Origin of the sequence: Bradyrhizobium sp. URHA0013 (genome assembly GCF_000518345.1) — a bacterium.
Classification (GTDB): Bacteria; Pseudomonadota; Alphaproteobacteria; order Rhizobiales; family Xanthobacteraceae; genus Bradyrhizobium.
In genome coordinates, this window is sequence record NZ_KI912426.1 from 287,923 (window position 1) to 301,762 (window position 13,840).

Below are 13,840 nucleotides of genomic sequence, written 5' to 3' on the forward strand. Positions count from 1 at the left end.
ACCTGATCAGTAGCTGCCCGCCTGGCCGGTTTGGCTGCCGCCGAGTGCGAGGCGCGAATTGTAGGGCGAGTCGCCGTGCTTGGGCTCGAGCACCACAACGAGGGTGCCGACCTTGACGCGATCATAGAGGTCGATCGCGTCCTCGTTGGTCAGGCGGATGCAGCCCGACGAGATCGAGGCGCCGATATATTCCGGCTGGTTGGTGCCGTGAATGCGGAACAACGTGTCCTTGCCGCCGGAGTAGAGATACATCGCGCGGGAGCCCATCGGATTGTCCGGACCGGGGGCGACGAAGGTGGGCACGCCCAGGCGCGAAATTTCGCCGGGGGTGGGGTGCCAGGCCGGCCACTCGGTCTTGCTGCCTACCTTGGCGATGCCCGACCAGGCCATGGCTTCTTCACCGACGGTGATGCCGTAGCGGATCGCCTTGCCGCCATCCATGACGTAGTAGAGGTAATGGTTGTCGGAATCGACCACGATCGAGCCCGGCGATTCCTTGCGGTGGTAATCGACGATAGCGCGGCGGAACGGCTCTGCGACCGCAGTTTTCTCATACCTGACCTTGGCGAGGAGTTCCTTGTCTTTCGGCTTGAACGCCTTGGTGTCGGTCGCCTCGTAATGTGTGGCCTGCATGCAGCCCGACAGCATCAGGCCAGCGGCCAAAATACCAAGCGTAACTTTCAGCGACGACATGATTTGGTTCCAATCAACAACAACAAGCTTTCGCAGGGCTTGAGCAAGCCCAATTCCACGATTCCGTTGGCTCCATTATCGTTGAAATCTGCCACAATTCCAACCTTTCGAAGCTTCTCCCGCGCTGCAAGACCTTACCTGTGGCTTTTCTGCCGCAAGTTTTGCGGGTCAGAGTCGGTTTCTAGGCAAAACCGTCGTAAGTGTCGATTCCGTGCCACAGTTGGGCCACGGCGTCGCCACAAATGCAAACGTTCCGTTAATGTGCTTGTCATCATCAACTTGTCAGAATCGCGCTAAGGGCTGTCAGTCTGTCGCAGGCCCCTGCTGGAGTTGTGCATGTTTTCTGTGTTCGTTTCCTCCGACGCCTCCCTCAAGAAGGCCATCGTCGAGGATCTCGCGGCAGTCCCGGAGCATGCGGTCTGGATCGACCTCGTCAACCCGACCGCGGCCGAGGACAAAGCCGTCGAGAGGCTCTCGGGGATTGCGATCCCCACCCGGGAAGACATGCAGGAGATCGAGATCTCCAGCCGTCTCTATATGGAGAACGGCGCGCGCTACATGACCGCGACGCTGATGTGCCACTCCGATACCGATATGCCCCGGACCACGGCGGTGACCTTCATTCTCGGCGACCACCGCCTGGTAACGGTGCGCTATGACCAGCCCAAGCCCTTTGCGCTGGTCGAGGCCAAGCTGGCGCGTTCCTGCACGCCGGCCGTCACCGGCGAAATGGTGCTGATGGAGCTGCTCGATGCCGTGATCGACCGCTGCGCCGACATCCTGGAGCGCTGCGGCGCCGAGATCGATCAGGTCTCGCATGACATCTTTGAGCCGGAGAGCGAGCGCCACGGTCACGCCAAGCAATATTCGCAAATCCTGATCTCGATCGGCCGCAAGGGCGATCTGACCTCCAAGGTTCGCGAGAGCCTGGTCTCGATCGGCCGCGTCGTCGCCTTCCTTTCCGCGGTGGTGGAGGGCGTGAAATGGTCGAAGGACATGCGTGAGCAGCTCAAGACCATGCAGCGCGACGTCGTCTCGCTGACCGACCACGCCTCCTACCTCTCCAGCAAGATCACCTTCGTGCTCGACGCCATGCTCGGCGTCGTCAATCTCGAGCAGAACAACATCATCAAGCTGTTTTCGGTCATGGCGGTCGTCCTGATGCCGCCGACGCTGATCGCCTCGATCTACGGCATGAACTTCAAGTCGATGCCGGAACTCGAATGGGCGCACGGCTATCCGTTCGCGCTGGTCTTGATGCTGATCGCGGCGATCGTTCCCTATTGGATCTTCAAGTGGAAGAAGTGGCTGTAATAGCTACCGAGACCTTACGCCGGACGCAGAGACACGGTGTCTGGTGTCGCAGAATAGAGCGGGATTGCGGCCGCACCGCGATGTATGCTCGCCGCCCCAATTCCTCCGGTAAAATTTGAGCGGTGGACTGAACGTTTGCGCGAAACTTGTCTGCGATAAGCAGAGTGTTAGCCGCGAGGAACAGCCATGGTTGAAAAACAAATAACGTCGCCCCGCAACGTCATCAATCTGGCGAACTATCGTCAGGTCCTGGCGAGCGGCAAGGCGTCGTCGATGTCGGCGCGCATGTGCCGGCACTGTGGTGCTCCGCTGCTCGACGGCGAGAACGACGACGATTGCTCGACTGCAATCAGCACGGCCGCTCCGCAGCCACGCGAGAGGTCACGTCGGATTCGACTCGATTGAGGAACGGAAGCTAAGGGCGATCCAGGTCTTGCGGCGGCGTTGTCTGGATCGCCTTGCTTCCCCGGCGTTGTTTCCAACATCATCATTGCGAGGAGCTCGCGACAAAGTTGCGAAGCAATTTTGCGCTGAAGCGACGAATTAATGACGAGGTAGCCTACACGTGCTGGCCGCCGTTGATGTGGATCTCGGCGCCGTTGACGTAAGAACTGGTGTCCGTGCACAGCACGTAGATGATCTTGGCGACCTCGTCGGGCGTGCCGAGCCGGTGCATCGGGATCTGCTGGTCGACGATCTTCTCGGTGCCCGGCGACAGGATCGAGGTGTCGATCTCGCCGGGTGCGATCGCGTTGACGCGCACGCCGACGCGGCCGAAATCGGAGGCCATCTCGCGCGTCAGGGATGCGAGCGCGGCCTTCGAGGTGGCGTAGGCCGCGCCCGCGAAGGGATGCACGCGCGAGCCCGCGATCGAGGTGACGTTCACGACAGAGCCCTTGGCCGTCTTCAGTTCCTCGATCAGTCCGCGCGCCATCATGATCGGCGCGAAGAAGTTGACGTTGAACACGTGCGTCCAGGTGTCGAGGTCGGTGTCGATCGAGCCGAGCCTGGAGCCGCCGGCGCCCTTCGGTGAGATCGCGGCGTTGTTGACCAGCGCATGCAGCATTCCGCCTTCGAGCCGGTCGCGGATGTCGGAGATCGCGCGGGTGGTATCGGCGGGGGTGGCGAGGTCGACCTGGATATGGTCCTCAGGGCCTGCGTCCCACGGACAATCCTCCGGGAACGGATGTCGCGAGCAGGTGATCACGCGCCAGCCGGCCGAGGAGAAACGGATCACGGTGGCATGGCCGATGCCGCGGCTAGCCCCGGTCAGGAGCAGCGTGCGGCGCGGCGCATTGGAAGGCTGCGGCATGAAGGTCTTTCAGGTTGGAGCATGATCCGGACCCGGAGGGGCTTTCCGAAAGGATCATGCTCGAACAAAACACTAGGGATACATCCGCGTCTTGGACCATTTCTGGCCGGCCGCGTCACGGCGAAATTCGATGCGGTCGTGCAGGCGGAATGGGCGGTCGTGCCAGAACTCGATACGCGCCGGCGTGATACGCCAGCCGCTCCAGCCCGGCGGACGCGGCACCTCGCCGATGACGTGCTTGGCGGCGACCTTGGCGATCGCCTGCTCGAAGGCGAAGCGGCTCTCGAGCTCTTGCGACTGCTTGCTCGCCCAGGCGCCGATCTGCGCCTGCTTCGGGCGGGTGGCGAAATAGGCGTCGGCCTCGGCCTCGGTCACCGGCGTCACGTTGCCGCGGATGCGGACCTGACGGCGCAGCGACTTCCAGTGAAAAAGTAACGCCGCCTTAGGATTTGCGGCGAGTTCGCGGCCCTTCTGGCTGGCGATGTGGCTGTAGAAGACGAAACCATCGGTATCGAAGCCCTTCATCAGCACCATGCGCACGTCCGGCAGGCCATCGGCATCGACGGTGGCGAGCGCCATGGCGTTCGGATCGTTCGGCTCGCTCTTGATGGCTTCGTTCAGCCAGGCCTCGAACAGCGCAAAGGGCTCGTCGGCGGCGGTGAAATCACCGGATGTTAAGGGTGTCTGGTGTTTCATCGAGGTCGTGTCGGTCATGTCTGGGGTCCGAGTTGCGTCCTGCGGTCCAAAACGCGTTGTTGTCTGCTACCGCCCTATATAGGGTATGGGGACGCGTTGGCCTATCGGCGATCCGGCCGTCCGGCTTCGTCATGACGATCATTCTGATCGGGCTCGGCACCGGCGGTTGCAGCTTTTCCCGCAATGACAAGAGTGCCTACGCCAAGGCCGACGACAGCGACCTCACCGGCTCGATCGCAATGCCGGCCAAGGCGCCGACCGACACTGATCTCGCCTTCGCCCGCAACGCTGCCTCCGACGTCCTCAGCAAGAACGACAAGGATTCCAGCCAGCATTGGGAGAACCCGGAAACCGGGGCGCGCGGTTCGGTCACGCCGATCGCGCAATCCTATGCCGCTGAAGACGGCCGCAAGTGCCGCGACTTCCTGGCGAGCTACGTCAACGGCAGCACCGAAAGCTGGCTCCAGGGTGCGGGCTGCCAAAGCAGCCGTGGCAGTTGGGAGATTCATACGCTAAAGCCGTGGCGGAGCTAGGAATCGCTTCACCTGGCTAGTTGCAAAAATGCCACTCGCCCCCCACATGAGGCTCAAGTGGGGCGGGGAGCCCTTTGAACAATTCGATTTCTTGAAGGAGACGTGACGGATGCGCGACCCCTATGAGGTCTTGGGGGTGCCGCGGAGCGCCAACGCTGCCGCGATCAAGAGCGCCTATCGCAAGCTTGCCAAGAAGCACCATCCCGACAGCAACAAGAACGACCCGAAGGCGGCCGAGCGCTTCGCTGAGCTCAATACGGCCAACGAGATCCTCGGCGACGAGGACAAGCGCAAGCAATTTGACCGCGGCGAGATCGACGCCGACGGCAAGCCGCGCTTCCAGGGTTTTCCGGGCGGCGGCGGTGGGCCGCGCGGGCGCGCGGGTCCCGGCGGGTTCGAGAGCTATACGTTCCGCGGCGGCGGCGCAGGCCCTGGTCCGGGCGGAGGCGCGTTCGAGGACATCCTCAACAGCATGTTCGGCGGTGGGCCGCGTCCGCGGCCCGGCGCCGGCGGCGGTGCCCAGTTCGAATTCGACACCGGCGGTATCGGGCTCGATCTCGACGTTAATGTCGCCATGACCGTCTCGCTGGAGGAGGCGGTCAAGGGCGGCGAGAAGCGCGTTCGGCTGCCGAATGGCAAGGAACTCAACGTCAAGATTCCGGCCGGCGTCACCGAGGGCCAGCAGATCCGGTTGCGGGGACAGGGCGAGAGCGCTCAGGGCCATCCGCCGGGCGATCTCCTGATCACGATCGGCATCGCCCAGCATCCGTTCTTCAAGATCGAGGGCGCCGATCTCAGGATCGACCTGCCGGTCACGCTTTACGAGGCGGTGCTTGGCGGCAAGGTCCGCGTGCCCACCCTCGGCAATGCCGTGGAACTGTCGGTCCCGCAAAACACCTCCAGCGGCCGGACCTTCCGCCTTAAGGGCAAGGGACTGCCAAAAGCTGGCGGAACCGGGGATCTCTTCGTCACCATCAGGATTATGTTACCGGACGGGAACGACGCCGAGCTTGAAGCATTGATGGAGAAGTGGCGGGACCAGCACCCCTACAATCCGCGTAGCGGGCTTGGTTAAGCGTGATCCGGAAAGTGTGAAGGGGTTCTCCTAAAGACTGAGAGCGTCGTCCATCGAGATGATGCTCATCATATGCCCGAGGCGTGGTAGCCCTTCTTGGCTCACATGCTCGACGTGTCGGCTGTCCGGCGGGGCAGCCGATAAAAAGGTGCGGCCTCGAGAGGGGGACCAGCGCGGTACCAAAAACCCCAATCGAGGCCGCCCGCGTCGATCGGCGGATCGAACGCTGCTCATTTTCGCGTGATCATCCGGTGCGATAATGAGACGCGCCGATGTCTTCATTCCAAATTTTCAATGTCGGAATCGAGGCACCGCGTTTGCGTGGTTGTCTAGGTGCCGCTTTTCTCTGCCTGGTCGTAGACCGCCTGCGCCACTTTGGTCAGCCGATCCCGGTCGCCGCCACCGCTGACGACGTAGCCGACGCCGCGCTCCGACCAGAACAGCGCCCCGTCCTTGTCCGTTCTGGCGTAGCGCATCTGCGTCGCGCCATTCTCGGTCTTGGCGGTGTAGATCGTGTACCGCTCGCCCGAGGCGCCCTCATACATCAGGAACGACGCCGGCCCGTTCGGCCCCGGCAAAAGCCGGCCACCGACGAGCTTCAGTCCACTCGCCTCCAGGTTCGGTGCAAACACGGTCCAGCCGCAGCGTCTGGTCAGCCAGGCCTGGAGGTGGTCGCGCTCGTTGCCGCCGACCTCGACCGGATGGCGGACCTCGACGACATAGAGCCGGTGGGCGTCGAGCGCGTCGGTCGTAAAACTCTGGAAGGTCGACGGCGCGTTGGCGGCGCCATGCCCCAGCCAGCCGGCGGCGCCGCCGGCGACGAAGGCCACCAGCACGGCCGCGGCTGCGCCATAGAGCCAGTGCCGCGGGCGGCGCTCCAGCCGTTCCAACTCAAGCCGCGCCGGCACCGGCTCCTGGGCAACCGAATCGTAGCGGGCGTGCAGCATCTCGGCCATGGCGCGCCAGGACTGCACGCGCTCGCCATCCTCAGGCTGCGCGGCAAGCCAGGCCTCGACGTCGGCGCGGCGTTCGGCCGGCAGCTCGCCGTCGACATAGGCGTGCAGTTCGTCCTCGGTCACTGGGATCTTGCGGTCGTTCATATCGATCGTCTCTGGCTCTGCGGCCCAAAATGTTCTTCGTGGTTCAACTGCGCCGCTTCCCATGCCATGCAGGAGGAACGACCGGCGCGATGCATCAATCCTGGCATCATTTCACCCGCCTGAGCGCCGGGCGCTCACCCTCCAGCGAGGCTTTGACGTGGGCGCGGGCGCGTGCCAGGCGCGACATCACCGTGCCGATCGGCACGCCCTGGATGTCGGCGACCTCGCGGTAGCTCATGCCCTCCAGCATCACCAGGAGCAGCACCGAGCGTTGCTCCTCGACGAGCGTCGCCAGCGCCCTCTCGATATCGCGCCCTTCGGCTTCGGTCCCGCTGGCATCCGGATTGTTCTCCGTCAGCTGCATGAATTGCGGTCGCCGTGCCAGCGAGCGCCGCCGGTTCTTGTTGAGGTTGGTCAGGATCGTATAGAGCCAGCTCCTGACGTCGCCCCCGAGAAACAGGCGCTCCGAACGCAGCGCCCGCACCAGCGTATCCTGCACCAGATCGTCGGCCGCATCCGCCTCGCGCGTGAGCGCGCGGGCGTAGCGGCGCAATGCCGGGATCATGGCTTCAACGCTTTGGCGAAACGCACTCATTGCGGTCTTGACGTCCTGATGTTCGGCGCGAGCGCCACAACGATCATAACACCCGAGCGGAACGGCTATTCCGGCGCTTGAAACAGCGTTAACGCCGCGTATTAGGACTGTACCGCAACGGAGGGCTGGTGTACCTCCAAACCTCACCGGGAGCTCGACGGGACGTTAGCAAATGGCGCAGAATTCAGGTCTGATGCAGGGCAAGCGGGGCGTGGTCCTCGGCGTTGCCAACAACCGCTCGATCGCCTGGGGCATTGCCAAGGCATGCCACGCGGCCGGCGCCGAGCTTGCCTTCACCTACCAGGGCGATGCGCTGAAGAAGCGCGTCGAGCCGCTCGCCGCCGAGATCGGCGGGCTCGTGCTCGGCCATTGCGACGTCACCGATGCCGCAACCATCGATGCGGCCTTCGCGGTGCTGAAGGAGAAGTGGGGCAAGATCGACTTCCTGGTGCATGCGATCGCCTATGGCGAGCAGCTCGACGGCCGCTACGTCGACACCACGCAGGAGAATTTTTCGAAGTCCCTGCTGATCTCCTGCTATTCGTTCACGGCCGTGGCGCAGCGCGCCGAGAAGCTGATGACCGACGGCGGCTCGCTCATCACGCTCAGCTATTACGGCGCCGAGAAGTGGATGCCGCATTACAACGTAATGGGCGTCGCGAAAGCGGCGCTCGAAGCAAGCGTGCGTTATCTCGCCGCCGATCTCGGCGAGAAGAACATCCGCGTCAACGCGATCTCGGCGGGGCCGATCAAGACCCTCGCGGCGTCCGGCATCGGCGATTTCAGATATATCCTGAAGTGGAACGAAGCCAACGCACCGCTGCGGCGCAACGTCTCCACGGAAGACGTCGGCGGCAGCGCGCTGTATTTCCTCTCCGACCTCTCGCGCGGCGTCACCGGCGAGGTGCACCACGTCGATTCCGGCTATCACGTGCTCGGCATGAAGCGCCCGGACGCGCCGGACATTTCGTTCGGCGGGAAGGACTAATTTTTCAGCCAGCAATGCCCGTGCCCACGATCTATTATCTGCGCCACGGCGAGACCGAGTGGAACGCGCTCGGGAGGCTTCAGGGCATCAAGGACATTCCGCTGAACGCGCGCGGTCGCGGTCAGGCCGTGCAGGCCGGCGGCATTCTCGCCGATCTGTTCAAGCGCGAGGGCCGCGACAAGGCTGCATTACCCTACGTGTCGAGTCCGCTTGGCCGCGCGCGAGAGACCATGGAACTGGCGCGGAGCAAGCTCGAACTGCCGACTGCGGACTATACGCTCGACGATCGCCTGCGTGAGATCGGCTACGGCACCTGGGAGGGACTGACGCTGGCCGAGTGCGAGGCCTCCGATCCCGACATCTACGCCCGGCGCCTCGCCGACAAATGGACAGTGGGCCCCGCGGGCGGGGAGACCTACGCCGATGTCCAGGTCCGCGTGCGCGCCTGGTACGACCAGCTTCGGACCGACACCGTCGCAGTCGCCCATGGCGGGACCTGCCGGGCCCTGATGGTTTCACTCGGCCTGGAGACGCCGGCGAGCGCCGCCGAACTCTACATCGAGCAGGGCGCCGTCTACGTGTTCCGCGACGGGCGGCTGGAGAAGTTTAGTTAAGCCGGCTCGCCGTCTCCGTGGCGGCTGCGGGTTTGACCCCCGGCGCCCCGCGCGTTACCACACGCGGGAACCGAGCCTGCGAGCAGCGATGTCCTTCAACACCTTCGGCCACATGTTCCGCGTCACGACCTTCGGCGAGAGCCATGGGGTGGCGATTGGCTGCGTGGTCGACGGCTGCCCGCCCATGATCCCGCTCGTCGAAGCCGACATCCAGGGTGATCTTGATCGCCGCCGGCCCGGCCAGTCGCGCTTCACGACCCAGCGTCAGGAGCCGGACCAGGTCAAGATCCTCTCCGGCGTGATGGCGCATCCGGAGACCGGCGTGCAGGTGACGACGGGCACGCCGATCGGGCTCCTGATCGAGAACACCGACCAGCGCTCGAAGGACTATTCCGAGATCAAGGACAAGTTTCGCCCTGGTCATGCCGACTTCACCTATGAAGCGAAGTACGGCCTGCGCGACTATCGCGGCGGCGGCCGCTCGTCGGCGCGCGAGACCGCCACGCGCGTCGCCGCCGGCGCGATCGCGCGAAAGGTGCTGCCCGACGTGAAGGTGCGCGGCGCGCTGGTGCAGATGGGCCCGCACAAGATCGACCGCGCGAAGTGGGACTGGGACGAGATTGCGAAAAATCCGTTCTTCTGTCCCGACAAGGACAAGGCCGCGTTCTTCGAGATCTATCTCGACGGCATCCGCAAGAGCGGCTCCTCGATCGGCGCGGTGATCGAGGTCGTCGCCGAAGGTGTGCCGGCAGGCCTTGGCGCGCCGATCTACGCCAAGCTCGACGCCGAGCTCGCCGCCGCAATGATGAGCATCAATGCGGTGAAGGGCGTCGAGATCGGCGCCGGCTTTGCCGCGGCCGAACTCACCGGCGAAGAGAACGCCGACGAGATGCGCACCGGCAATGACGGCACGCGTTTTCTGTCCAACCACGCCGGCGGCGTGCTGGGCGGCATCTCCACGGGGCAGCCGGTGGTGGTGCGTTTCGCGGTCAAGCCGACCTCGTCGATCCTGCAGCCGCGCCTCACCGTCGATCGCAACGGTGCCGACACCGAGATCATGACCAAGGGCCGCCACGATCCCTGCGTCGGCATCCGCGCCGTCCCCGTCGGCGAAGCCATGATGGCCTGTGTGCTGGCGGATCATTTCCTGCGCGACCGCGGCCAAGTCGGGCGCTAGCGTTGCGCGAGGCGCTTGTACCGCGCTACTAGCCCACCGCGCAGCTTGACGATCCCACAACTTCGTCGGCAAATGCAGCCATGGAAAGCTCCGATCTCCAACGTATCACCAGCTGGCTGATCGACGGCGCCTGGTCGTCCAAGGCCCCGGCCGAGATGACGGCGGAAGCCTGCGAACGGATGGTCGCAGCCGGTCTGCCGCTATGGCGGTTCGGCATCTTCATCCGCACGCTGCATCCCGAAATTTTCGGTCGCAACTTCATCTGGCGGGAGGGCGAGGAGGTCGAGATCGGCACGGTCGATTTCGAGATACTGGAGACGCCGGAATTCGCCAGAAGTCCGCTACGGGTCGTGTTCGAGCAGGGACTTGAGGTGCGGGGACGCATGGACGATCCCGGCAGCAAGTATTTTCCGTTTCTCGACGACATGCGTGCCGAAGGCGTAACCGACTACGTCGCGATGCCAATGCCGTTTCTCGACGGCTCGGTCCACGCGACGAGCTGGACCACGCGCCATCCAGGCGGCTTCACCGATGACCACATCGCGGCGATTCACGCCATCGTCAAGCCGCTCGCGCGCATCACCGAGATCATCAGCCTGCGCCGCACCGCCGAGATGCTGCTCGACACCTATGTCGGCAATCGTGCCGGCGCGCGCATCCTTGGCGGTCAGATCCGCCGCGGCCACAACGACACCATGCAGGCTGCGATCTGGCTCTCCGATCTGCGCGGCTTCACCGCACTGTCGGACCGGCTGCCGGCCGAGACCGTGGTCGAGATCCTCAACCATTATTTCGACTGCCAGGTCGCCGCGATCCGCGGCCATGGCGGCGAGGTGCTGAAATTCATGGGCGATGGCCTGCTCGCGGTGTTCCCGATCGACGAATACGTCGGCGATGCCGCGCATGTCTGCACGCGGGTGCTGGAGGCGGCGCGCGAATCCCGCGCCAGCGTCGAGGCGCTCGCGTATCCTGTCGGCGACGTCATCGAGCGCTTCCGTTTCGGCGTGGCGCTCCACGTCGGGAATATCCTCTACGGCAATATCGGTGGCGGCAACCGCCTCGACTTCACCTGCATCGGCCCGGCCGTGAACCTTGCCGCCAGGCTCGAGAAGATCACGGGTCGCCTGGGGCGGACCGTCGTGGCCTCGGAAATGTTCGCCAATGTCTGCCGCCACGACTGGCACGAGCTCGGCGAATTCCCGATCGCGGGCTTTTCAAAGGCGCAGCGCGTGTACGGGCTGACGGAGGAGAGGCCGGTGGCGATGGCCTGAGGTCGTCCTCGGAGGTCCGCCGCCGCCAACCCGGTGAGCAGAATTCAGGCGTTCGACGCCATCACCGACTTCAGCGGTACATCCAGCTGATAGACAAATCCGGACGGTTCGTAGGCCAGCCGCACCTGTCCGTTCAGTTGCTGGCCGAGCGACTCGATCATCCGGGTGCCGTAGCTCCGTCGTGTCGGCGGCGCCACCGCAGGGCCGCCGCTTTCGCTCCACTTCAGGCGCAGCCTTTGCTCGATCTCGTCGACCGTCCATACGATCTCGACATGGCCGGAGGAACTGGACAGCGCGCCGAACTTCGTCGTGTTGGTGCAGAGCTCGTTGAATGTCATCGCGAGCGCTATCACGGCACCGGATGTGATCCTGAGGTCCGGCCCATTGAAATGGAATCGTCGGCCCCCCTGACTGTCATAGGGATCGGTGGCGCCGCTCAGGGTATGAGTGAGGCTCGCATTTGACCAGCTGACCTGTATCAACAGGTCGTGGGCACGCCCTAACGCCAGCAAGCGGCCATCCATGGCTTTTTGGCCTTGCTCCAGACTGATTGCGGTCCGGAAGCTCTGGGCTGCGATTGCGCTCACCGTCGCGAGCGTATTCTTGATGCGATGATGCAGCTCTCCGAGGATGAGCTTTTGCAACTTGTCGGCAGCCTCGCGTTCGTGGGCTTCGATGCCGGCTTGAGCGAGCAGGACCTTGGCGTCGGTGTCGGCCTGTTCCAGCAACAGGCGCAGATTGTCGTTTTCCGCTACCAGAACCGATTCCTGTGGCGATCGAGCAACCTCAAGGTTGTCCCCAGGATCCGTCGTTGTGGTCGGAAGGATTTTTAGCGCGCCCGCTCCGATCATGGTTTGCAACTGCGAGATCATTTCGTCGACGGCGAGCGGCTTGCGAAAGAAGCGGCTGTCGGCCGGCGTTTCGTTTTCAGACGGCTTTACCTGACCGGAAACCAGCACGATCTTGATGGCAGGCCAGCGATCGTGCACCGCGTGGGCCAGCTTCAAGCCGTCCATGGTCCCGGGCATCTGGATGTCGCTGAACAGAAGCGAGATGTCTGACCGCGACTCGAGGATCGCGATGGCTTCGTCGGCGTTGACGGCCTGCACAGGGCAGAAGCCTGCATCCTCCACGATATCGACCGCGCGCATGCGCAGGATCATCTCGTCTTCGACGACGAGAACATTCGGCAAGGAGGTTGGAGGTGTTGACATCTGTGCACGATACTTTCCTGGACATCCGACAAGCTCGGCCGGCGCTTTGCGATTGTTGGTTTAGCGGCGCGCCGTCACCAAACGAGCTTCATGAACCCTGACATCGGATTCACCTCGGCGCAGACACGACGCTTCGAAGTCCGGCCAGACCTGGCCCAGGCAGTTCCGGGTCACCGGGTGGCTCGCCAGCCGGTCCGCCTTCGCCAAAGCAACGGTTTCGCGCGCTTTCACTTGCGGAGCGAAGCCGGGCAACACCATTACGGACACTCCGAGGAGCGCGAACATCGCGAACGCGATAAAAGATTTCATCATGGGGGCTGCTTTGGCTGTTGACCGCCCCGTTTCGTTTGGGGACGCTGTTACAACAACCAAAATGAAATATAGTTCATTTCATACAACTTATATTTGAGGTGTGATTTGCAGGCGGATGCCGCCCTCGGCCCGGATCGTCACTCGACGTGAACAGGCCGCCGACCAGGTTGGCTTGCCACTACCTCGGTGTTTTGGGACCAGGCAGGCTTATCCAGTCATGAATGTGCGAGGCCGTTTCGCTCAATCGCGCCGCTCTGAGCAGCGCTTCCCGCTGGACGCCGGGCGGGGCAATCTCTGCGCGACGACGAGCCTCGGCTGCCAATTGGGCAAGGCGATTGCTCAGCGGGATGGTTCTCTTGGTTGTGTCTTGCATAGGACGCTCCGCATTGGGCGGGAGCGCAAAGACTCTCTCAGTCACCGACGGATGCCGTGACGGTCCGGTGATGGCTTACCATGCGCCTGTTGACGGCCAATAGATACATTATTCGGCAGGGCAGATTCGGCGCCGAAATCGAAAGAGGGCGCCAAAGCACCAAAGCCGGACCGGTGCCGCTACTCCTCCGGCTCCGTCGTGAACAGCAGCGGATAGCCCTTGGTGCGGCCGGCGTCGGTGGCGCGGGTGGCCTTGGTCTCGGCGACGTCCTTGGTGAAAACCGCGACCACGCAGGCGCCGAGCTTGTGGGCGGTGATCATCACCTTGTAGGCCTGATCCTCGGTCATGCGGAATTCGGCTTTGAGGATCATCGTGACGAATTCGCGGGGCGTAAAGTCGTCGTTGATCAGGATGACCTTATGCAGCTTCGGTCGCTCGACCTTGGTCTTCGTCCTGGTTTTCGGTTTGGCAACAGTGTCGGCCATCGCTTCTGAAACGCCTTGGTGCAGTTGAGCTTCCAGCCAACCGATCATATTGCAGGACGCCGTCCTTCTCCAAGATGCTAGGCGCGCT

The 13,840-nt window shown here is 63.5% G+C and carries 16 protein-coding genes; 8 read left to right on the forward strand and 8 right to left on the reverse strand.

Annotated elements, in window-relative coordinates; translation table 11 throughout:
• Positions 1–6 precede the first annotated feature (6 nt).
• Positions 7–693, reverse strand: a complete 687-nt coding sequence (locus tag N551_RS0121990) for a L,D-transpeptidase (RefSeq protein ID WP_027568704.1) — start codon at positions 691–693, stop codon at positions 7–9.
• Positions 694–1,029: 336 nt separating this feature from the next.
• On the opposite strand from N551_RS0121990, the gene N551_RS0121995 reads away from it, so the two are divergent.
• Entirely contained in the window at positions 1,030–2,007 is a 978-nt protein-coding gene (locus N551_RS0121995) for a magnesium transporter CorA family protein (protein WP_027568705.1), read from the forward strand.
• 186 nt (positions 2,008–2,193) lie between these two features.
• Positions 2,194–2,412: a hypothetical protein gene (locus N551_RS37350; RefSeq protein WP_027568706.1), complete on the forward strand. Its 219-nt coding sequence runs from the start codon at positions 2,194–2,196 to the stop codon at positions 2,410–2,412.
• 154 nt (positions 2,413–2,566) lie between these two features.
• Here the strand turns inward: N551_RS37350 and N551_RS0122005 are convergent, their stop codons facing one another.
• Both N551_RS0122005 and pdxH read right to left on the reverse strand, forming a co-directional pair.
• Entirely contained in the window at positions 2,567–3,319 is a 753-nt protein-coding gene (locus tag N551_RS0122005) for an SDR family NAD(P)-dependent oxidoreductase (RefSeq protein WP_007607375.1), read from the reverse strand.
• A gap of 72 nt (positions 3,320–3,391) precedes the next feature.
• Positions 3,392–4,033: a pyridoxamine 5'-phosphate oxidase gene (gene pdxH / locus N551_RS0122010; RefSeq protein WP_027568707.1), complete on the reverse strand. Its 642-nt coding sequence runs from the start codon at positions 4,031–4,033 to the stop codon at positions 3,392–3,394.
• Positions 4,034–4,146: 113 nt separating this feature from the next.
• On the opposite strand from pdxH, the gene N551_RS0122015 reads away from it, so the two are divergent.
• Positions 4,147–4,548 (forward strand): RT0821/Lpp0805 family surface protein, encoded by a 402-nt coding sequence (locus N551_RS0122015; RefSeq protein ID WP_027516547.1) that lies wholly within the window; start codon positions 4,147–4,149, stop codon positions 4,546–4,548.
• A gap of 109 nt (positions 4,549–4,657) precedes the next feature.
• Entirely contained in the window at positions 4,658–5,623 is a 966-nt protein-coding gene (locus N551_RS0122020; protein ID WP_027568708.1) for a DnaJ C-terminal domain-containing protein, read from the forward strand.
• Positions 5,624–5,952: 329 nt separating this feature from the next.
• Here the strand turns inward: N551_RS0122020 and N551_RS0122025 are convergent, their stop codons facing one another.
• Positions 5,953–6,723 (reverse strand): anti-sigma factor, encoded by a 771-nt coding sequence (locus N551_RS0122025; RefSeq protein ID WP_027568709.1) that lies wholly within the window; start codon positions 6,721–6,723, stop codon positions 5,953–5,955.
• A 106-nt stretch (positions 6,724–6,829) separates the two neighbouring features.
• Positions 6,830–7,318 (reverse strand): sigma-70 family RNA polymerase sigma factor, encoded by a 489-nt coding sequence (locus N551_RS0122030; RefSeq protein WP_007594679.1) that lies wholly within the window; start codon positions 7,316–7,318, stop codon positions 6,830–6,832.
• A 172-nt stretch (positions 7,319–7,490) separates the two neighbouring features.
• Between N551_RS0122030 and fabI the strand changes: the two genes are divergently transcribed.
• From fabI to N551_RS0122050, 4 genes are all read left to right on the forward strand, one after another.
• Complete coding sequence (gene fabI / locus N551_RS0122035) at positions 7,491–8,306, forward strand: enoyl-ACP reductase FabI (RefSeq protein ID WP_027568710.1); 816 nt, start codon at positions 7,491–7,493, stop codon at positions 8,304–8,306.
• Positions 8,307–8,320: 14 nt separating this feature from the next.
• Positions 8,321–8,920 (forward strand): histidine phosphatase family protein, encoded by a 600-nt coding sequence (locus N551_RS0122040; protein WP_027568711.1) that lies wholly within the window; start codon positions 8,321–8,323, stop codon positions 8,918–8,920.
• 88 nt (positions 8,921–9,008) lie between these two features.
• Positions 9,009–10,097, forward strand: coding sequence for a chorismate synthase (gene aroC, locus N551_RS0122045; protein WP_027568712.1), 1,089 nt, complete (start codon positions 9,009–9,011; stop codon positions 10,095–10,097).
• Between the two features lie 80 nt (positions 10,098–10,177).
• Entirely contained in the window at positions 10,178–11,368 is a 1,191-nt protein-coding gene (locus N551_RS0122050) for an adenylate/guanylate cyclase domain-containing protein (protein ID WP_027568713.1), read from the forward strand.
• Between the two features lie 44 nt (positions 11,369–11,412).
• Here N551_RS0122050 and N551_RS0122055 read toward each other — a convergent pair whose 3' ends face one another.
• The 3 genes from N551_RS0122055 to clpS form a co-directional block, all read right to left on the reverse strand.
• Entirely contained in the window at positions 11,413–12,582 is a 1,170-nt protein-coding gene (locus N551_RS0122055; RefSeq protein WP_027568714.1) for a sensor histidine kinase, read from the reverse strand.
• 60 nt (positions 12,583–12,642) lie between these two features.
• On the reverse strand, positions 12,643–12,894 hold the full coding sequence (locus tag N551_RS0122060) for a hypothetical protein (protein WP_027568715.1): 252 nt from the start codon (positions 12,892–12,894) through the stop codon (positions 12,643–12,645).
• 552 nt (positions 12,895–13,446) lie between these two features.
• Positions 13,447–13,752: an ATP-dependent Clp protease adapter ClpS gene (clpS, locus tag N551_RS0122065; RefSeq protein WP_027568716.1), complete on the reverse strand. Its 306-nt coding sequence runs from the start codon at positions 13,750–13,752 to the stop codon at positions 13,447–13,449.
• Between the last annotated feature and the right edge of the window lie 88 nt (positions 13,753–13,840).

Bases quoted from the DNA above. Each gene is read 5' to 3' on its own strand.
- N551_RS0121990 (WP_027568704.1), bottom strand. From the start codon at position 693: ATGTCGTCGCTGAAAGTTACGCTTGGTATTTTGGCCGCTGGCCTGATG.
- N551_RS0121995 (WP_027568705.1), top strand. From the start codon at position 1,030: ATGTTTTCTGTGTTCGTTTCCTCCGACGCCTCCCTCAAGAAGGCCATC.
- N551_RS37350 (WP_027568706.1), top strand. From the start codon at position 2,194: ATGGTTGAAAAACAAATAACGTCGCCCCGCAACGTCATCAATCTGGCG.
- N551_RS0122005 (WP_007607375.1), bottom strand. From the start codon at position 3,319: ATGCCGCAGCCTTCCAATGCGCCGCGCCGCACGCTGCTCCTGACCGGG.
- pdxH (WP_027568707.1), bottom strand. From the start codon at position 4,033: ATGACCGACACGACCTCGATGAAACACCAGACACCCTTAACATCCGGT.
- N551_RS0122015 (WP_027516547.1), top strand. From the start codon at position 4,147: ATGACGATCATTCTGATCGGGCTCGGCACCGGCGGTTGCAGCTTTTCC.
- N551_RS0122020 (WP_027568708.1), top strand. From the start codon at position 4,658: ATGCGCGACCCCTATGAGGTCTTGGGGGTGCCGCGGAGCGCCAACGCT.
- N551_RS0122025 (WP_027568709.1), bottom strand. From the start codon at position 6,723: ATGAACGACCGCAAGATCCCAGTGACCGAGGACGAACTGCACGCCTAT.
- N551_RS0122030 (WP_007594679.1), bottom strand. From the start codon at position 7,318: ATGAGTGCGTTTCGCCAAAGCGTTGAAGCCATGATCCCGGCATTGCGC.
- fabI (WP_027568710.1), top strand. From the start codon at position 7,491: ATGGCGCAGAATTCAGGTCTGATGCAGGGCAAGCGGGGCGTGGTCCTC.
- N551_RS0122040 (WP_027568711.1), top strand. From the start codon at position 8,321: ATGCCCGTGCCCACGATCTATTATCTGCGCCACGGCGAGACCGAGTGG.
- aroC (WP_027568712.1), top strand. From the start codon at position 9,009: ATGTCCTTCAACACCTTCGGCCACATGTTCCGCGTCACGACCTTCGGC.
- N551_RS0122050 (WP_027568713.1), top strand. From the start codon at position 10,178: ATGGAAAGCTCCGATCTCCAACGTATCACCAGCTGGCTGATCGACGGC.
- N551_RS0122055 (WP_027568714.1), bottom strand. From the start codon at position 12,582: ATGTCAACACCTCCAACCTCCTTGCCGAATGTTCTCGTCGTCGAAGAC.
- N551_RS0122060 (WP_027568715.1), bottom strand. From the start codon at position 12,894: ATGATGAAATCTTTTATCGCGTTCGCGATGTTCGCGCTCCTCGGAGTG.
- clpS (WP_027568716.1), bottom strand. From the start codon at position 13,752: ATGGCCGACACTGTTGCCAAACCGAAAACCAGGACGAAGACCAAGGTC.